General features: G+C 54.6%; 19 protein-coding genes, 1 tRNA gene, 5 pseudogenes and 1 riboswitch. Of the genes and pseudogenes, 12 read left to right on the top strand and 13 right to left on the bottom strand.

Annotated features, from left to right (window positions below; genetic code table 11):
* Window positions 1–165: 165 nt before the first annotated feature.
* From OA238_RS11710 to rocF, 3 genes are read right to left on the bottom strand one after another with little or no spacing between them, the layout of a single operon-like run.
* Window positions 166–1,209, bottom strand: a complete 1,044-nt coding sequence (locus OA238_RS11710) for an ornithine cyclodeaminase (protein WP_015495316.1) — start codon at window positions 1,207–1,209, stop codon at window positions 166–168.
* The gene (gene ctlX, locus OA238_RS11705; protein ID WP_015495315.1) at window positions 1,203–2,150 is read right to left on the bottom strand and encodes a citrulline utilization hydrolase CtlX; all 948 of its coding nucleotides are present in this window, start codon (window positions 2,148–2,150) and stop codon (window positions 1,203–1,205) included. Before ctlX ends, OA238_RS11710 begins: the two co-directional genes overlap by 7 nt.
* Window positions 2,150–3,082, bottom strand: a complete 933-nt coding sequence (gene rocF, locus OA238_RS11700) for an arginase (RefSeq protein WP_015495314.1) — start codon at window positions 3,080–3,082, stop codon at window positions 2,150–2,152. Before rocF ends, ctlX begins: the two co-directional genes overlap by 1 nt.
* A 106-nt stretch (window positions 3,083–3,188) precedes the next feature.
* Between rocF and OA238_RS11695 the strand changes: the two genes are divergently transcribed.
* Window positions 3,189–3,617 (top strand): Lrp/AsnC family transcriptional regulator, encoded by a 429-nt coding sequence (locus tag OA238_RS11695; protein WP_044036717.1) that lies wholly within the window; start codon window positions 3,189–3,191, stop codon window positions 3,615–3,617.
* A 147-nt stretch (window positions 3,618–3,764) separates the two neighbouring features.
* Here OA238_RS11695 and OA238_RS11690 read toward each other — a convergent pair whose 3' ends face one another.
* Both OA238_RS11690 and OA238_RS11685 read right to left on the bottom strand, forming a co-directional pair.
* Entirely contained in the window at window positions 3,765–4,214 is a 450-nt protein-coding gene (locus tag OA238_RS11690; RefSeq protein ID WP_015495312.1) for a disulfide bond formation protein B, read from the bottom strand.
* Window positions 4,215–4,216: 2 nt separating this feature from the next.
* A complete protein-coding gene (locus OA238_RS11685) occupies window positions 4,217–4,789 on the bottom strand; it encodes a YqaA family protein (protein ID WP_015495311.1) in 573 nt (190 codons plus the stop codon).
* 96 nt (window positions 4,790–4,885) lie between these two features.
* Between OA238_RS11685 and OA238_RS34485 the strand changes: the two genes are divergently transcribed.
* The 5 genes and pseudogenes from OA238_RS34485 (at window position 4,886) to OA238_RS11665 (ending at window position 6,439) form a co-directional block, all read left to right on the top strand.
* The gene (locus OA238_RS34485) at window positions 4,886–5,116 is read left to right on the top strand and encodes a neutral zinc metallopeptidase (protein ID WP_051076458.1); all 231 of its coding nucleotides are present in this window, start codon (window positions 4,886–4,888) and stop codon (window positions 5,114–5,116) included.
* Between the two features lie 2 nt (window positions 5,117–5,118).
* Window positions 5,119–5,313, top strand: coding sequence for a neutral zinc metallopeptidase (locus OA238_RS34480; RefSeq protein ID WP_187293176.1), 195 nt, complete (start codon window positions 5,119–5,121; stop codon window positions 5,311–5,313).
* Between the two features lie 73 nt (window positions 5,314–5,386).
* Window positions 5,387–5,806 (top strand): annotated as a pseudogene (tnpA, locus tag OA238_RS30135) (IS200/IS605 family transposase).
* Window positions 5,807–5,834: 28 nt separating this feature from the next.
* A pseudogene (locus tag OA238_RS11670) lies at window positions 5,835–6,284 on the top strand (neutral zinc metallopeptidase); the annotation flags it as partial.
* Between the two features lie 69 nt (window positions 6,285–6,353).
* Window positions 6,354–6,439, top strand: a tRNA-Leu gene (locus OA238_RS11665).
* Between the two features lie 698 nt (window positions 6,440–7,137).
* Here OA238_RS11665 and OA238_RS11655 read toward each other — a convergent pair.
* Complete coding sequence (locus tag OA238_RS11655) at window positions 7,138–8,148, bottom strand: integrase core domain-containing protein (protein WP_015494160.1); 1,011 nt, start codon at window positions 8,146–8,148, stop codon at window positions 7,138–7,140.
* A 14-nt stretch (window positions 8,149–8,162) separates the two neighbouring features.
* Here OA238_RS11655 and OA238_RS11650 point away from each other — a divergent pair, with 14 nt between their 5' ends.
* Complete coding sequence (locus OA238_RS11650) at window positions 8,163–8,693, top strand: tyrosine-type recombinase/integrase (RefSeq protein ID WP_083906713.1); 531 nt, start codon at window positions 8,163–8,165, stop codon at window positions 8,691–8,693.
* Here the strand turns inward: OA238_RS11650 and OA238_RS11645 are convergent.
* From OA238_RS11645 to OA238_RS11625, 5 genes are all read right to left on the bottom strand, one after another.
* A complete protein-coding gene (locus OA238_RS11645; RefSeq protein ID WP_044036714.1) occupies window positions 8,677–8,919 on the bottom strand; it encodes a hypothetical protein in 243 nt (80 codons plus the stop codon). The genes OA238_RS11650 and OA238_RS11645 overlap by 17 nt on opposite strands.
* The gene (locus tag OA238_RS32755; protein WP_187293175.1) at window positions 8,916–9,068 is read right to left on the bottom strand and encodes a hypothetical protein; all 153 of its coding nucleotides are present in this window, start codon (window positions 9,066–9,068) and stop codon (window positions 8,916–8,918) included. Before OA238_RS32755 ends, OA238_RS11645 begins: the two co-directional genes overlap by 4 nt.
* Window positions 9,069–9,337: 269 nt before the next feature.
* Window positions 9,338–10,102 (bottom strand): IS21-like element helper ATPase IstB, encoded by a 765-nt coding sequence (istB, locus tag OA238_RS11635; RefSeq protein WP_015494275.1) that lies wholly within the window; start codon window positions 10,100–10,102, stop codon window positions 9,338–9,340.
* Window positions 10,099–11,586: an IS21 family transposase gene (gene istA, locus OA238_RS11630; protein ID WP_044036712.1), complete on the bottom strand. Its 1,488-nt coding sequence runs from the start codon at window positions 11,584–11,586 to the stop codon at window positions 10,099–10,101. Before istA ends, istB begins: the two co-directional genes overlap by 4 nt.
* 24 nt (window positions 11,587–11,610) lie before the next feature.
* Window positions 11,611–11,816: riboswitch (cobalamin riboswitch) on the top strand.
* A 49-nt stretch (window positions 11,817–11,865) separates the two neighbouring features.
* The gene (locus OA238_RS11625) at window positions 11,866–12,846 is read right to left on the bottom strand and encodes an isopenicillin N synthase family dioxygenase (protein WP_015495309.1); all 981 of its coding nucleotides are present in this window, start codon (window positions 12,844–12,846) and stop codon (window positions 11,866–11,868) included.
* Window positions 12,847–12,879: 33 nt separating this feature from the next.
* Here OA238_RS11625 and OA238_RS11620 point away from each other — a divergent pair, with 33 nt between their 5' ends.
* Both OA238_RS11620 and OA238_RS11615 read left to right on the top strand, forming a co-directional pair.
* Window positions 12,880–13,068: a beta/alpha barrel domain-containing protein gene (locus tag OA238_RS11620; RefSeq protein ID WP_015495308.1), complete on the top strand. Its 189-nt coding sequence runs from the start codon at window positions 12,880–12,882 to the stop codon at window positions 13,066–13,068.
* Window positions 13,069–13,472: 404 nt separating this feature from the next.
* Window positions 13,473–13,688: pseudogene (locus OA238_RS11615) on the top strand (YaeQ family protein); the annotation flags it as partial.
* A 32-nt stretch (window positions 13,689–13,720) separates the two neighbouring features.
* On the opposite strand, the gene OA238_RS11610 reads toward OA238_RS11615, so the two are convergent.
* A protein-coding gene (locus tag OA238_RS11610) for an IS3 family transposase (protein WP_085982755.1) occupies window positions 13,721–15,213 on the bottom strand; the annotation gives its coding sequence in 2 pieces (ribosomal slippage) (window positions 13,721–14,763 and window positions 14,763–15,213; 1,494 coding nt in all).
* A gap of 71 nt (window positions 15,214–15,284) precedes the next feature.
* On the opposite strand from OA238_RS11610, the pseudogene OA238_RS11600 reads away from it, so the two are divergent.
* Window positions 15,285–15,626, top strand: a pseudogene (locus tag OA238_RS11600) (YaeQ family protein); the annotation flags it as partial.
* 405 nt (window positions 15,627–16,031) lie between these two features.
* Window positions 16,032–16,145, top strand: a pseudogene (locus OA238_RS33745) (IS5/IS1182 family transposase); the annotation flags it as partial.
* 312 nt (window positions 16,146–16,457) lie between these two features.
* Here OA238_RS33745 and OA238_RS30130 read toward each other — a convergent pair.
* The gene (locus OA238_RS30130) at window positions 16,458–16,673 is read right to left on the bottom strand and encodes a DUF1127 domain-containing protein (RefSeq protein WP_083906711.1); all 216 of its coding nucleotides are present in this window, start codon (window positions 16,671–16,673) and stop codon (window positions 16,458–16,460) included.
* Between the two features lie 106 nt (window positions 16,674–16,779).
* Between OA238_RS30130 and OA238_RS11585 the strand changes: the two genes are divergently transcribed.
* Window positions 16,780–17,790, top strand: a complete 1,011-nt coding sequence (locus OA238_RS11585; RefSeq protein WP_015494160.1) for an integrase core domain-containing protein — start codon at window positions 16,780–16,782, stop codon at window positions 17,788–17,790.
* Window positions 17,791–17,946 lie beyond the last annotated feature (156 nt).

Below are 17,946 nucleotides of genomic sequence, written 5' to 3'. Positions count from 1 at the left end.
GGCCGCCCTATATCTTGTTACGCTGAGTGTATCAGAGGCTAGGGATGGGGTGCAACGAGGCTTTTCGAATGGGCTACGCCCATCCGATCAAGAGGGGGCCAGCCCCCGTCGCAATGCGACCCCCCCCCCGGGATATTTTTGATGCAAAGACGCGGTTGTAGTGCGTTATTTGGCGCGGTTCAGCATGCCGTAAAGATCGCGGGGATCATCGGGATCGGCCAGCATGTCGAGGGGCTCAAAAAAGGGAGTGCCTTGAATGGCATCTTTGATACAGCGCAAGGCAGAGAAGTCTTCGATGGCGAAACCGACGCTGTCAAACAGGGTGATTTGTTTGTCGGCGATGCGCCCAACGTGGCGACCTGCGAAGACGTCGTGCAGTTCGATGACGGGGTGGTGGGCGTCGAGGGCTTGAATTTCGCCTTCGATGCGGGTTTGCGGCGGGTATTCCACAAAAATATCAGAGCGATAGAGGATGTCGGAGTGCAGTTCGGTTTTACCGGGGCAATCGCCGCCGATGGCGTTGATGTGCACACCTGCGCCGATCATGTTGTCGGTCAGAACTGTAGCGTTTTGTTTGTCTGCAGTGCAGGTCGTGATGATCTGCGCACCGGCGACCGCATCCTCGGAGGTTGCGCATGCAGTGACGTGCAGCCCGCTGTTTTCCAGATTGGCTGCACATTTCTTGGTGGCGGCTGGATCGATGTCATAGAGGCGCACATGGGTGATGCCGCAAATGGCCTGAAACGCGCGGCATTGGAATTCCGATTGCGCGCCGTTGCCGATCATCGCCATGGTCGTGGCCCCTTTGGGAGCAAGGTGTTTGGCGGCCAGCGCGGACATGGCGGCCGTGCGCAGCGCAGTGAGCATTGTCATTTCTGATAGCAGAACCGGATAACCGGATTGCACATCGGCGAGCAGGCCGAAGGCGGTGACGGTTTGCAGCCCTTCGGCGGTGTTTTTCGGGTGGCCGTTCACATATTTGAAGCCGTAGAGTTCGCCGTCTGATGTTGGCATCAGTTCGATCACGCCGACGTCGGAATGGGAGGCCACGCGCGGGGTTTTGTCAAATTCGTCCCAGCGCAGGAAATCTTCTTCTATGGTGTCAGCGATTCGGATCAGCATGCTGGACAACCCATTGGCATGGATCAGGCGCATCATGTTGTGCACTGATACGAAGGGGACATAGGCAAGTTTTGAGGGGGTCAACATGGGGATACCTTTGAGCGGGGTGTGAGGTGAACGCCTGCGATCATGCAGCGGGCCGAGCCGCCGGCGCATTCGATCGTGGGCAAGGAGAGAGGGAGCAATGTCGCGCTGGCGCAGATGCGGTCGCGCTGGTTAGCCGTGAGTGCGGCCATGGCACGCGACGAGAGGGCGAGTATGCGGCCTTGTGTGCCGGTCAATTCAATGGCGTTGCCTGCAAAATCTGCGATCTGGTCTGCGCTGAGGGAGATCACGTCGCGCCCGGTTTCTTCGAGGCGGCGGCGCACCACATCTCTGCGGGCCGGATCGGGGATCATGTCCAGGCCGACGAGTGCGAAATCGGTGCCGATGCACATGAAGACATTGGTATGATAGACGGGGACGCCCGCGGGATCGAAGGCGTCGAAAACAATGGGTTCGTATCCAAAGTGCGTGCAAAACCGTTCAAGAACAATCGCGTCAGCGCGGTTTGAGCGGGCCACAAAGGCGATGCGGCCAACGTGGTCCAGCACCATGGCGCCGGTGCCTTCGAGAAACAGGTCGTCCTGTTCGAGGCCGGAGTAATCGTAAATGGTTTCAACGCGGTAGTTGGATTTGAGAAGGTCCAGAACATTGCCGCGCCGTTCGCGTCTGCGGCTGATGGGAAACATCGGATAAAGACCGACTGCACCGCCGGGATGGGTGGAGAACCAGTTGTTCGGGAACACGCTGTCGGGCGTGTTGCGGCTGCCGTCATCATCAAAAACGTGTACCGTCACGCCAGCGGCGCGCAGAGCGGTGACGGCGGCGCCATGTTCGGCCAGCGCGCGGGCGGCTATCGCTTTGGGCTGATCGCTCGCCGGGCTCTGATAGGCGTTGTCCTTGGCGGTTTCGGCGTTGGGATGAAATGCGTGGGGCTGCACCATAACAACGGCGCGGGGGGCCTGAAGGGTGTTTGTTATTCCCATCACACAGCGCCCGCGAACGACCGCGTTGGACGGTCAAACACGCGGCGGCCCATAAGGGACGCGGTGAGGTCGACCAAAAGAGAGGCGGTTTTGCCGCGTTCGTCCATGAACGGATTGAGCTCAACCAGGTCCAGCGAGGTGACGCGGGCGCTGTCGTGCAGCAGTTCCATCACCAGATGCGCCTCACGCAGGGTTGCGCCACCGGGGACTGTCGTGCCGACGGCAGGCGCGATGTCGGGATCAAGGAAATCAACGTCGAGCGAGACGTGAAGCAGGCCGTCGGCGGCCTCAACTTTGGCGAGGAATTCAGCCAAGGGTGCGCGAATGCCGCCTTCATCTATGGCACGCATGTCGGCGATCTCGACGTCTGTGTTAGCAAGGGCGGCGTGTTCGGCGGGATCGACGGAACGCAGGCCGATCATGCAGATGTTTTCTGTCGGGACCGGATTGCTCACGATTGGAAAGTCATCAAACCCGCTCTGGCCACTGAGATAGGCCACTGGTGTGCCGTGCAGGTTGCCGCTGGCTGTCGTTTGCGGTGTATGAAAATCGCTGTGCGCATCAAGCCAAAGAACGAACAGCGGCTTGTCGATGCTAGCCGCGTAATCCGCTATGCCAGTCACAGAGCCGAGCGCGAGGGAATGATCGCCCCCCAGAAAGATCGGTAGGCCTTTGGGGGCTGCGTCTTTGGCGGCTTTTTTTAACGTGCGCGTCCAGCCAATTGTTTGGGGCAGGGCGATCAGGTGGTCGTGTTCGGGGATGTCGGTGTCTTGCGCCGTGAGGTTGCCAAGGTCGGTCACCGAATGGCCCAGCTCTGTCAGGATGTCGCCCAGACGTGCTGTGCGAAAGGCGTCCGGCCCCATGATACAGCCTTTGCGGTCTTTGCCGCTGTCTACGGGCGCGCCGATGAGAATGATGTTTTGCGGTGTCATGTGGTGGCTCCTGTCTTGTTGGGTGCATCATCACGGGGGTTGTGGTGGAGGGGAAGCCAGCGCATTGTGCAATCTGGGCGGTAATTGCACGAAATGGATAGATCATATGGACGATTTGGATAGTAAGCTAGTGAAGGCGTTGCAGCGTGACGGGCGCGCTGCGGTGTCCGAACTCAGCGCGGATCTGGGTGTCATGCGGGCGACGATCAAAGCGCGGATGGACCGATTGCGAGCATCGGGCGAGATTGCGGGCTTTACGGTTTTGACCCGCGCCGATGTTGTGGCCCATCCCGTGCGGGGTTTGATGATGTTGGGGATTGAGGGGCGGGGTACCGAAAAGGTCATGCGCGCGCTGTCGGCGATGGTTGAGGTGCAGGCGGTCCATTCGACGAACGGCACATGGGATTTGATTGTCGAGATCGGAACAGAGACGCTAGATGCGCTGGACGCTGTGTTGTTTGCAGTTCGGCGCATGGATGGTGTCACACGTTCGGAGACCAGTTTGCTTTTGTCGACGCGACGTGCGGGGCGCTAGGGACACGCAACCATTTAAGGACCCGCGAGGCGTTAGGGGCGGATCGAATTTGTTTTGCAAATCCGACAGGGGGGGGGGGCGCTGCCCCGCGCTGCGCGCTCCCCGGGATATTTTTGAGACAAAGGTCAAGGGCAGTGAGAGAGTGGTTTAGCGGCGGGCGGCGGCGATCCAGACGGTGACCAAGGCCAGAGATATCAGCGCATTAAAAGAGGCCATCGACAGGCCCATCAGCGACCAAACCACGTCGTCACACATGACAATCGGTGTGATGTCAGTGCTGAGCAAGTTGTTTGTGTCCAATGCGCCCGAGCCGGAGCAGCTTGTCGGACCTTCCCACCAGTCGCGTTCCACGCCTGTATGATAGAGGCCGATTGCGCCTGTTGTCAGCGCCGCGAGGCCACCTAAAAGTGCCAGTTGGGTTTGCAGCCGCGTCAGAACCAATGCCAACAGACCAATAACGATGGCCACCGCGTGGGGCCAGCGTTGCCAGAGACACATTTTGCACGGCGCGTAGCCGAGCCATTGAAAGACGAATGCACCTGCGAGGAGGGCGAAGCTGCCAAAGGCGGCGAGGGCGATGAGCTGTGATTTGGTCATAATTAGCGCACTAGGACGAAACCACCAACGAGCACAATGCAACACAATGTGAACACAAGGCCGAGGCGCTTTTCGATGAAGGTGCGGATCGGCGCGCCAAATTTCCAAAGCAGTGCTGCAATAATAAAGAAGCGAAGGGCGCGTGCCAGGATGGATGTTGCGATGAACGTGCCAAGTGGCATCGCCGTCCAGCCAGACATGATCGTGATGACCTTATAGGGGAACGGCGTGATGCCGGCGACCAGCACGGCCCAGAAGCCCATGTCATTGAACCGCGTGCTGAATTCTTCCATCGAATGGGCCTTGCCGAGCGCCTGAAGAATTGGCTGACCAATTGAGTCGAACGCGAACATGCCGACGCCGTAGCCGAGCACTCCGCCAAGCACCGACGCCACTGTCGCCACCCCTGCGATCACAAAGGCACGGCGCGGGGCGGCAATAATCATCGGGATCATCAATAAATCTGGCGGGATCGGGAATACCGAACTTTCAATGAATGCGACGGCCGCAAGCGCCCAAAGCGCATAAGGAGAATGCGCGAGGGACAGGGTCCAGTTGTAGAGTCGACGGATCATGGGAACTGCTCGTATATTTTATTTGTTAAGCCTAGATTTGTTAGGCCATGAGTAGACAGTAGGGTCAACCGCAACAACGTGCTGGGGAGTCTTCAGATGAAGTGGCAAGGCAGACGTGGGAGTCGCAACATTGAAGATCGCCGATCCGGCGGTGGCAGACGGGCTGCGGGGGGCATTGGTGGTATTGCGGGCGTGCTGATCCTGCTGGCCGGGATCTATTTCGGGTTCGACACGTCAGGATTCGTTGATTTGGGTCGCGGTGGAGCAACGCAGGCCAGCTCTGAAATCACCCAAGCGAACAAGTGTGCTGCGCAGTTTGTGTCGTGACGTTGGCTGATACGGAAAAAATCTGGGACGAGATTTTTGAAACACAGGTCGGTGGAACCTACACATCGCCGACGTTGGTGTTGTTCAAAGATGCGACGCAGTCGCCTTATGGCGGTGCCATGGCACAAAGTGGGCCGTTTTACTTTCCACAAACGGGATTAAAGCCACCGGCTTCCAGCCGGTCCGCTTTAGCGTAATGTACTATAATTTTCCCTCTCATTTTTAAGACCCCGCGAAGCGGTAAGGGTCTTAAAAATGAGAGGGAAGATTATGATCTATTCCACAGGAAGCCATACCAAATTTTATCACCGATTTCACGTCGTCTGGACAACAAAATACCGATACAAAGTTATGCGCGGTGAAATGCGTGAGCGTATCCGTGAAATCATTATCCAAACATGCCAAGAACTTGGCGTGCATATTGAGACGGGCGTATTGTCGACCGATCACGTCCACATGTTCATATCGGTCCCGCCTTAGATAGCTTTGTCAAAGGTGATGATGCGGATCAAGGGACGCTCGTCTTATAAGATACAGCGCGAGTTTCCCGAACTGCGCAAACGGTACTGGGGCCAGCGGTTTTGGGCTCGCGGATTTTTCTCAACAACCAGCGGCAATGTCACTGACGCTGTCATACTTCAGTATCTTGAATTACATTCAAAAAGGGAACCTACCGGCGTCAGCCGGTAGTCGTTCAGTGTCTCGGCGACAATAAAGCCTATCTTCCGCGTTCTTTGTGGCGCTGGATGAGCGTCTGGGTGCAGGCGGTGATTTCGCCGCTGCCTACGTGGTTGCCCATGAAGTCGCGCATCACGTGCAAAATGAATTGGGCATCCTGGGGCAAGCGAACCGTCTGCGTGCACAAGTCAGCGAACGCGATAGCAACATGATTTCAGTGCAAATCGAATTGCAGGCCGATTGTTTGTCAGGCATCTGGGCGTGCTACGCGCAAGAAAGGTTCGACAGTCTTGAGAGCGGTGACATCGCAGAGGCGATGAATGCGGCCGCCCAGATTGGCGACGACACGCTGCAGCGTAACGCAGGACGCACCGTGCAGCCGCATAGGTTTACCTATGGCACATCCGAGCAGCGCCAACGCAGGTTTCAAACCGGATATGACACCCCGCAGATCACCGCCTGCAATACATTCGAGGCCAATACCCTGTAATTGACACGCAGGTGCGTTATGGCCGTTGACGCCGCGCGGGACGAGGGGTATTCGGTCCCCGTCGCGTATGCCGGTGTGGCGGAATGGTAGACGCAGGGGATTCAAAATCCCCCGATGGTGACATTGTGCCGGTTCGAGTCCGGCCACCGGTACCAACAGCATACGCGACTATACACACAAAACCTTATTTTACTGGGCATATACGCTTACTGGGCTGGGTACCGTTTACGCTTTGCACTTGCTTATTACGCACTTTTACGCAACCAGTTACGCATAATTTACGCACGATGCGTAACTGGAGTTGGTATGGCTACATTTAGGAAGACGCCTACGGGCAAGTGGCGCGAAGAGATTTCCAGAGATGGTAAGAGGACGTCTAAGGTCTTCGGCACCAAGCAGGAATCAAAGGATTGGGCGGCATTCGCTGAGAGGCAGATACTTACAAAATCCTCGAGTGAAGACAAGACTACCTTTGGTGACGCAATGGTAAGGTATGCCCGTGAGGTGAGCCCGACTAAGCGAGGTGAGCTTTGGGAGACCAAAAGGCTAAAAAGGTTCTGTAACGACAGATTTGCCAAGATTGCTCTACGTGATTTAACCTCGACAGATTTTTCAATGTGGCGTGATGCACGGATGCGCGAAGTATCAAACGGAACAGTTAGCCGTGAAATGACACTTCTGTCTGGTATCCTGTCTGTTGCGCGACGGGAGTGGAGGCTTATTGAGGGCAACCCGTTATCTGACGTGCGCAGGCCGCGTGAGCCACCACACCGTGACAGACGTGTATCTGAGGCTGAGCTACAAGCCCTAAAGATATCTGCTGGACACTGTATAGGTTCAGGTGTTTTGAGACTCACACGACTTTGGCCTGAGTGATTCGAATGTACTCCATTGGTGTCTTGCCTTTCAAGGCATGATGAGGCCTGAATGTGTTGTATTTATTGACGGCTTTTCGAAGTTCAAACCGCATCGCTCCTATGCTGTCGGCAATGAGATCACGACATGCATAGAACTCTTCGCGGAAGGTGCGGTTACCGCGCTCGACACCACCGTTGTATTTTGGCCTTGCTGGCGGCAGCACAATGAGCGGGATCTCCATCTGTTCGCACGCTGTCTCAAAATCGGCCATAAACTCAGACCCGCCATCGACTTGAATTGAGATGATCTTATAGGGAGCTATTTCCACGAGTTCTTGCAAAAACCGTTTGGCAGAGCGTGCCGTGGCATTCGAATAAACTTGCGCGTGGATATGCTTGCTACACCTCTCCCAGGCTTGAAAGTGTTTGCACGTGACGCCGTTCTTCGTGGCAGTCATATGATCGATCTGCACACGCTCGCCAACCACAATATCTTTGTAATCCCTATATTTCCATCCCTTGGCATGCCCCTTGGAAAAATTACGCTTGCGCTTTTGGGGCGCAGATCTTGATCGTGTGATCAGGCCTTTTTTCCTTAGAAAGCTCAAAATGCGCCCCACGGTGCTATCGCTCATGGTTTGCTTTTTGTCGCGACGCAAGATGGCCCCTATTTTCTCCTTACCGTAGGTTTCATTGTCGCGGCGGGCCTCAAGCACCAATTGCTTTTCTGCCTCGCCCCACTGTGACTTGTTGCAGCGTTTGGGAGCCTTTGAAGGCGGTATGATTGCCTGCGCCAAATCCTTCAAAATACGCTTGTGACGGTAATATGTCGCGCGCGAGATGCCGACGAATTCAGCGCACTTTGATAGAGAAACGCCCTCTGTACGTAAGTCGTCCCATTGCCGAACCTGACCTTCGTATTTGATACGGTACACGTCCAAACATTCTTGTGTCCGCGCCCAAGCATAAAGTTTATAAACGTTCTTGTGCAGTCCGATGATTTGCATATTGGCCTCGTGAGCTGGTTTCTTTCAATTCTCAGTCTCCGAGGTCGCCTAAATCTTGGCAACAAAATTTTGTCTCACATCTATCTGAACTTATTCAACACGACCTTAACAATTCCACGGCTAGAGCGTTCCATGCGTTCTTGTTTGCAATAGAGACCGCTATGAGAGCCGGTGAGATCGTTGGCCTGCGAACCAAAGATATCAACTTTGAAAAGCGATTTGTACGTTTACCAATGACGAAAAACGGAACATCCAGAGACGTCCCTCTTTCTTCTGAGGCTATGCGGTTGATCGAGGAGCTACCCAAGAGTGATCCAGTCTTTAATCTTAGCAGCCCTTTGCTCGATGCTTTATGGCGAAAGCTGAGAGATCGTGCGGCTGTAATTGATCTTAGATTCCATGACTCCAGGCACGAGGCGATCACAAGACTGGCTCGAAAGCTTGATGTTTTGGATTTGGCTCGGATGGTTGGTCATAGGGATCTGAAGATGCTCATGATTTATTACAATGCTACCGCTGAGGAATTAGCTAAGCGCCTGGATTGAAAAGTATCAACCTTGTATGTCCTTCGGTCTTAGTCTCGAGCAATCCACCACGGATCCAACGACGGACTGTGTCAGTGCTTTTACCGACCTTTGAGGCGTAATCTACAATGGTTAACCATTGTGATTTAGGCACCATATCTACACTGTCGAGACGCTTGTTCAGAGCTGCAAGTTCAGCTCTGATCTCTAAAAGCGTGTCGCTTTCTACAATTTCCATTTTAGTCATGACGACTCCCTTAACTTTTCAAACTGTTTCCAGGCGTCTTCCTTGGATGTTGTAGGATGGGGGGCTGCTTTTTGAAACTCACGGTGCTCCTTGCGCACTTCGTTGACGTGTTCTGTGGCTTTACCAGCGATCTCGTGGATCTGTGGCATATCGGTTGCCTGGATCCAGAGGGGTGGTAGCATGACAAGTCCTTGACTACGCAAGGTCTCGCCAATCTTTGTGTGCTTGCTTGCTCGTGACATTATTTGTCAACGGCAGAGTAAAAGTGAGCCAAAGGTCAGCGCAAAATGTTGCCACTTTGGGGTTGGGACAATCAGCGTATAGACGAGCGCCAGCATCCGGGCAGCTGCGCTTGTCATATAGCTGGCGTTTGCCCGGATGCTTTGGCCCGTCAGGGCCAATCTATGCTGATTGAGGTTCAGGTTTTGGGCGTTGCCTGACGCGCCTTACTCTGACCAAGGCGGTAGCTTTCGCCATTCATCTCTAGGATGTTGACGTGGTGGGTCAGGCGGTCGAGGAGTGCGCCTGTCAGGCGTTCTGACCCAAATGTTTCTGTCCATTCGTCGAATGGCAGGTTGCTTGTGATTAGCGTGGATCCGCGCTCGTAGCGTTGGGAGATCAATTCAAACAGCAGCTCAGCGCCGGTTTTGCTCAGTGGCACAAAGCCCAACTCGTCGATGATCAGCAGCTTGTAACCCACCATCTGCTTTTGAAGCCGTAGCAGTCTGCGTTCGTCTCTGGCCTCCATCAGCTCATGGACGAGTGCGGCGGCGGTGACAAATCCAACGGACATGCCTTTCTGGCATGCTGATAGGCCAAGGCCCAAGGCGACATGGGTCTTGCCGGTGCCCGAGGGGCCAAGCGAGATGACATTCTCACGCCGTTCGATCCATTCGCAACGCGCCAACTCCAGCACCTGCATCTTGTTCAGGGCGGGGATCGCCTTGAAATCGAAGCTGTCCAGACTTTTAACGGCTGGGAACTTTGCGGCTTTGATCCTGCGCTCGATCATCCTGCGTTCCCGGTCAATCATCTCCAGTTCGATTAGACGTGCAAGGAATTGCACATGGTCCAGTCCCTCGGCTGCGGCTTGCTTGGCCAGTTTGCTGTATTCCCGCAGAACGGTCGGCAGCCGCAGCGATTTGAGGCGGTGGTCCAGAAGGATTTGGGGAGCTTCAGTCATGCTGATTGCCCCCGCATCAAGGACATGTAACTGGCTGCAGATGTTGTGCCGACATTGGCCTTGGGCAGATAGGGATAGACATCCAGATCCAGCTTGGGTGGCCGCTGCTCGACTTGGCAAAGCACAAGATGTTTGACGGCATCAAAGCCAATTGCGCCCATGCGCAGCGCGTTTTTGATGGCGATGTGCAGGTCCCCCATCTCGAAGGTCTCCAGCAGCCGCAAGACCTGTACATACTCACGCCGCCCCGCCTTGATCATTCGGGCTTCCATCAAGCGGCGCAGGGTCGCAAATTCGTCCGGCAAGTCCCAGCCCGCCAAAGGGGCGGCTTGATCCAATGCGCCCGCCTTCTGATCCAGCAGGGGCAAGTAGTGGATCGGGTCAAAGACCATGTCTTCGCGGTCCCAGCACCTTGGGTGGCGGGAAATGACGTCGCCACCACAGCCAATCACAACCTGATCGACATAGCCGCGTAGCCAGACGTCACGATGGCTATAGGCAACCGGAACGGAATAATCGTTGGTTTTATAGCGCACCAATGCTTGCGAGTTCACTTGGCCGCTGGCCTGATCACAGGCATCGAACGGAGATGCTGGCAGATCCATCATGGCCTCAAGATCGCGGGCCAAGCGTTGCCCGATGCTGTCGCTATGCCCGCGCAAGACATCGTTCTGGCGCTTGCGGCATTGCTCTTCCAGCCAAAGATTGAATGCCTCCCACGTGGCAAAATGAGGGATGGGCACCATGAAGTTGCGCCGGGCATATCCGACCAGACCCTCAACGGCGCCTTTATCGTTGCCCTTGCCCGGGCGACCATAACGATCCTGGATGAAGTAATGCGACAGAAACCCGCTGAACAGTTTGGTCCGCTTGCGTGAACCGTCTGGCAGGATCTTCGCAACAAGGCACCGGTCGTTGTCGTAGAGAACCGACTGCGGCACCCGCCCGAAGAAGGCAAAGGCATGGACATGGCCATCAACCCAGGCCTCGGAGACCGCTGCAGGATAAGCACGCACAAAGCATGCGTCGCTGTAGGGCAGATCCAGTGCAAAGAAATGTGCCTTCTGCTCCACACCGCCGATCACGACCATCGCTTCGCCAAAATCCGCCTGAGCGTGGCCAGGCGCATGTGCCAGTGGGACAAACATCTCTCGATGGTGGCGGCCATGTTCCCGGACATAGTTCTTGACCGTGGTTTGCCCGCCTCGAAATTGATGCTCGTCCCGCAGACGTTCAAAAATGCGCTTGGCCGTGTGGCGTTGCTTACGGTTCCGGCTGAGATCGTCTTGCAGCCATTGATCAATGAAGCCGGTAAAGCCATCAAGCTTGGGCCGCTTGATCTTCGCAGTTCGTTGATATCCGGGCGGAACCGAAAAGCTCATCATCTTCTTCACGCTCGCGCGCGATATCCCAAAATGAACGGCTGCTGCTCGTTCGCTCATGCCACCTCGACGTGCGAGGCGGACCTTTCTGTAAAGTTCCACGCTGAAAATACTCCCGCCCTCCCTGAAAACAGAAAAGACTAAAGTGGCAAAGTTTTACTTTGCCTGCAGCAAGATAATCCTGCCACTTCCGTGGCTCACTTTTGCACTGCCGTTCTCACCCAACGCTGTAAAGGGTGATGGTCTGTGTAAAACGCCACTGGAGAAATCCGGGAAGGCACGCAGTTCAAATGACCCCCAGTCAGAAGACCGGCCAGACTTCATAGCTTTGTTCCACATGGACGGTGGGGTAAGCATATGTGCGTATTGTAGGGGATGTTCCTAGCTGGCATTCAGATGCAGGTAGGTTTCCGCATAGCGGGTTTCCACATGAGTGCGGGCCTCGATCACCCTGTCTGACCCAAACGGTGCGATATTGGCGTCATGATTGGGGTTAAAGAACAAAGGCACCGAAATGCGTTCATGCGCGGTGCCCACAACACGGTGTGGCGTCGCTTTGATCTGGCCGCTTGTCCACATCTCCAGCATCTCACCAAAGTTGATCACAAACTCACCCGGCGGCGCAGAGACCGGGATCCAGCCACCACCGCGCGTGCGGACCTCTAGGCCCGGCGAACCATCAGTCGCCAGTAAGGTCAGACAACCATAATCAGTATGTGTTGCAATTCCGAAATCCTTCTCACCTGCCCAAGCAGGCCGGGTAGGATAGTAATTGCCGCGCAGCAAGGCCATGGGCTGATCAAACTGACTGCGAAAATACTCACCATCAAGCCCTGCTGCATTTACAACAGCACAAAGCAGATCAAGTGCGAGCGCCGTGGCATCGCGATAATAGTCCTGCAAAACAACCCTAAAATCCGCTGGCTGCACAGGCCAGATATTCGGGGCATAACATGGCAAAGCGGCGAGCGGATTATCCGGCGCGAGCGCCACCCCGCAATCATAGACCTGTTTGTAATCCGAGTTCGCGTCCGGATCGACCCGTTCTGAACCCGGCGCGCCCCACCCCCGGTTTGATCCAGTCTGCGCCATATCACAGGCGGCCTTTTCAGCGACGGGCAATGCAAAAAACGCATGATACGCCGCCAGAACAGCCTGCGCCTGTGCGGTTGATACGGGCGTGTTGTAAATGGTCATGAAACCCACACCGGTTGCGGCCTCTGCCACCCAGTTTTGCGTGGCGGGATCACCGGCTAACAAAGCCGTTGCATCAATACGTGGAACAGACAAAGACATCACCACTCTTTCCGATTGTTCCCGAAATTGATAACAAATCCTGAGATCAGATAAAAGGACTGTCATAAGCCCCGTAAACTTGCCGCCGGAAACTGGCAGATGAACGGGCTGCGCGCCAATCTGATCGAACTGGCAAAACTGGAGGAAATACACGCGGACGCGGATGTCGATATCCTGATCTGCCTGCCCGCGACACTAATCACCCAGAGCGAGGACACACTTTTTGATATCGGCGGACAGGACTATCATGCCGCAACAGGCGGGGTGCATACTTCGTTGACGACTTGATTGCGGCTTAGCAACGAATGTCTCCTTCGACGGGCCGCAACGCAGCATCCAAGATTACTGTTGGGCGGTGGCTTTGGGCCGAGAGTGTCGATACCTGCAAACAGGACCAGTCTAACTTTTTTGTGCAAGCAGTTGGGTCAAGACATCGCCGACAATTTCTAACGACCGGACCCGCGCAGCGTGATCGTGGATCATATCTGTTGGGGTCGTGATTTCAATGTACCCGATGCTTTAGCTTTGGCCTTGAATGTAGTTACCTCAAACGAACCAACCATCCAGCTCCTGCAAGTCACACAACTTGGCCATACCTAGTGTCCCGCCAAGTATACGCAAACTTTTAAAGTGCTTTCGGAAAGTCACCAGACGCATTAGGCACGACTATCTTCGCAATTCTGGAGCATGTCATGGCGCAAAAAGCTACCATCTACAAAGTTGAGCTTTCCGTCTCCGATATGGATCGCCATTATTATGAGACGCACAAACTAACTGTGGCAAAACACCCCTCAGAGACGGATGAAAGACTGATGGTGCGTCTCCTCGCCTTTTCCCTGAATGCCCATGAGCAATTGGAAATGACCAAGGGTCTTTCAACGGATGATGAGCCCGACATTTCGGAACGTGTCAACGACTTTGAGACAGTGGCTTTTGGACTTTAGGCTTGGGTTTCTTCGGTTGGTTTTGGTGGGTTGATCCAGACGGCGGTCGGGATTTGAGGCGGTTTTGGTGGTTTGTGTACGAAGCGTTCGGGCGTGGCGAGGAATGCCGCGTCTAGTGTTGCTTGTCGCGCGGTGTAGATTTCTTGGGCCTGCCCAAAATGGATTTGGTCGGGCGTCATCAGACCAATCCCGGCGTGATGATGGTCTTGGTTATACCATGCAAAGAACCTGCGGCAGAATGCGCGAGCCTGCTCGATGGTTTCAAAGTTCTTGGGGAACTCTGGCTGATATTTCAGTGTTTTGAAGTGGGCTTCGGAGAACGGGTTGTCGTTTGAGGTGTGGGGCCGACTGTGGAACTTGAGCACACCAAGATCAACCAGCATCAGGGCTGTCGTCTTTGCCTTCATGGGCCCACCGCGATCTGCATGCAATGTCAGCTGATCGCGTGGAACCTCGTGTTTTTCCATCGCGTCGATGAACAGCTCTTTGAACTGGCTGGCGCTCTCCGCGTGCTCGACGCGCCAGCCAACAACGCGGCGGCTGAAGATGTCGAGGATGACATAGAGATAGAAGTAGGACCATTTCACCGGGCCCCTCAGCTTGGTGATGTCCCAAGACCAGACCTGATTGGGGGCTTCAGCTAGAAGTTTAGGCTTTTGATAGACGGGATGTGTGCGCTGTCGGCGGCGTTCGCCAACTTCGCCCTGCGCGGCCAATATCCGATACATCGTGCGGATTGAACACAGATAGGTGCCTTCATCCAGCAAGGTGGCAAAGACCTCTGTGGGCGTCTGATCCGCAAAGCGGGGTTCGCGCAGGTGGTGCAATACCTGGTCTCTTTCCCTTTCCGGCAGAGCCCGCGAAGACGCTGCGCGCGGTGGGCGTGTGCGTGGTGGTGCCGTCAGCGCCGCACGCTGTCGAAGAACGCTCGCGCGCGATAATGATAGCGCGGCGCAGACAGCCGAGGTCAAGCCGCTGCCGGTGGGCAATGCAATCGCGACGGCCATCATGATTTGCCGCTGCGCTCTTGCGTCTGCTCCATCTCGTCCAGAAGTCCCGCCACTTTTTTTTGGATGGCAATGATGGCTTCCGCCTGATCCAGACGGCGCCGCAAGGCTGTCACCTCACGGTTGGCCTTGGCCAGCTCAGCTTGCAATGGATTGGCAGGTGCCTTTTGTGGGCCACGGCGCATTGGCTGCAATGCACCCAATGTGCCGGCCGCCCGCGCACGGCGCCAATCGGTCAGTGCAGAGGAATAAAGCCCCTCCCGCCGTAGAATGGCGGAAACCCCGCCAGTGTCTGCCACTTGGTCCGTCTCATCCAGAATGCGCAGTTTGTATTTGGCTGTGAAGTTGCGCCGCTTCGGGATGCTCGTCAGTTCCGCTGTGGGAGCCAACGGCGCATTAACAACGCGGGGAGGCGACGTCGGGGCCAAAACGGCTCCAGATCCAGCATCTGGCGAAAGTGGTGATTGTGAAGGCATAACCATGGGTTCGTTCTCCTACGCCCTCAAGTGTAAACTTTAGCCAGTCAATTGCCTCACGCTTATTGGCACGGAGGGTTTGGCAGAAAAGCCTAAGTGGTGAGCTGGAATTGTGGGTTGCTCTGGGCCTTCCGAGCGAGAAGGTTGTGCGTCAGTCCTGTGGCAAAGCCAGCAAGGTGATCGTCTATAGTTACGGTGGCAGAACCGCTGAGATGTGGTGGGAAAAGCTCAGAAATAATACTACTCGTTTTGATAATCTTCAGGTCATGAATTTTTCGCAAGAAGAGACCCGTGATCTTGGCGAGCTGGCAAATCGCTCGATGAAGGTGCAGGTAAATATTCAGGATGGTGAAGTCATGGTCGGCGTAGACGATCGCATCGTCTACGTGACCCCGATCAAATGGAAAAATGCCGCGTAGTTGTGTAGCGCGCATCTAGATTGTCGCGCTACAGCGTAGTTGACTTGTCTGTACAGTATCCAATGAATTGAAGTGCTTTGTGACGCCCCATATTCATTAGATCTGACGTGCAAAAGATCGCGACGGACAAGATGCATCGCAGCGCGGGGTAAGATAGTTTCACAAACGTAGGACAGGGAATGGTGGACGTGTTGAACAGATTTGGACAGGCGTCAAGTTTCTGTTCCGCGTGACCCTGCGGCGTCACGATCTGGTGGCCGAGATTTTCCATTTGAAGGAACCGGTCAAGGCGCCGTTGGTGTTGAGTAAAGACGTAGCAGACTCAGGCTCGAACAGTGATAACGCCTTGGCCGAAACGATAAACGGCCTCTACAAAGCTGAGGTCATCCACCGGCTTGGTCCATGGAAATGCATGCGATCACAGACTCCAGTGGACGCCCTATACGTTTCTTTATCACAGCAGGGCCAGTCAGTGACTATACTGGCGCTAACGTCTTGATGAATGACCTATCGGAGGCGATAAGCGTATGGACCAAGTTCCTGCATCGCTTTTCTAAACCAAAAAACGGTCATGCTTGGGAGGAGGTGAGCATGACCGTTCTTATGTATCCGCGCCTCGGTGCGTCTCTGGAGGAGAAGAAGCAAGGCGCGTCTTCGCCAACATTGCTCGGGAGGAGGTGAGCGCCGTCAGCGGTATTTTCGGTTCCACCCGGGAGGAGGTGGGCGGTTCCGAAACTGGTGTTTGAAGCATTGCTTCATGAAAGAGGTTGTGTGTTGGCCTTGTCAGGATCTGACTGTTTGAGAGGAGGGGAAAGATCCGAGCTTTATGTCTTACGCGCCGTAAGCTGCTTCGTGGGCAATCTGACGGATCGACGATGGCGTAATTCGAAGTTCCTGCAGGTCACGTGGGGAACACTGCTCAAGTTCCTTCAGTATCGTGAAGTAGACCTTACGCTTGGCTGCGTTCTCGGACATCTGAGCGCGGAACGCCTCAAAACGAGATCTCAGTGATGAGCCGGAAAAAAATGGTGCTGTTAATGTTGTCATGTCGCCACTTGAATAAGTTCAGATAGATGTGAGACAAAATTTTGTTGCCAAGATTTAGGCGACCTCGGAGACTGAGAATTGAAAGAAACCAGCTCACGAGGCCAATATGCAAATCATCGGACTGCACAAGAACGTTTATAAACTTTATGCTTGGGCGCGGACACAAGAATGTTTGGACGTGTACCGTATCAAATACGAAGGTCAGGTTCGGCAATGGGACGACTTACGTACAGAGGGCGTTTCTCTATCAAAGTGCGCTGAATTCGTCGGCATCTCGCGCGCGACATATTACCGTCACAAGCGTATTTTGAAGGATTTGGCGCAGGCAATCATACCGCCTTCAAAGGCTCCCAAACGCTGCAACAAGTCACAGTGGGGCGAGGCAGAAAAGCAATTGGTGCTTGAGGCCCGCCGCGACAATGAAACCTACGGTAAGGAGAAAATAGGGGCCATCTTGCGTCGCGACAAAAAGCAAACCATGAGCGATAGCACCGTGGGGCGCATTTTGAGCTTTCTAAGGAAAAAAGGCCTGATCACACGATCAAGATCTGCGCCCCAAAAGCGCAAGCGTAATTTTTCCAAGGGGCATGCCAAGGGATGGAAATATAGGGATTACAAAGATATTGTGGTTGGCGAGCGTGTGCAGATCGATCATATGACTGCCACGAAGAACGGCGTCACGTGCAAACACTTTCAAGCCTGGGAGAGGTGTAGCAAGCATATCCACGCGCAAGTTTATTCGAATGCCACGGCACGCTCTGCCAAACGGTTTTTGCAAGAACTCGTGGAAATAGCTCCCTATAAGATCATCTCAATTCAAGTCGATGGCGGGTCTGAGTTTATGGCCGATTTTGAGACAGCGTGCGAACAGATGGAGATCCCGCTCATTGTGCTGCCGCCAGCAAGGCCAAAATACAACGGTGGTGTCGAGCGCGGTAACCGCACCTTCCGCGAAGAGTTCTATGCATGTCGTGATCTCATTGCCGACAGCATAGGAGCGATGCGGTTTGAACTTCGAAAAGCCGTCAATAAATACAACACATTCAGGCCTCATCATGCCTTGAAAGGCAAGACACCAATGGAGTACATTCGAATCACTCAGGCCAAAGTCGTGTGAGTCTCAAAACACCTGAACCTATACACACTCGATTTCTTTAGTTATTTGTGCGTTTCTTGTGGTTAAGATGTATAACCATGCTGCAGTTGCACAATGGCCCTTTCCGCAATGCCGCCATGCAGCATTTGCATGAATGCCGCCGATGGGGGCTCCATC

The sequence above is a fragment of the Octadecabacter arcticus 238 genome, from assembly GCF_000155735.2.
Taxonomy (GTDB): domain Bacteria; phylum Pseudomonadota; class Alphaproteobacteria; order Rhodobacterales; family Rhodobacteraceae; genus Octadecabacter; species Octadecabacter arcticus.
Note: the sequence above shows the minus strand (reverse complement) of the source record. Positions and strands in the feature narration are given on the sequence as shown.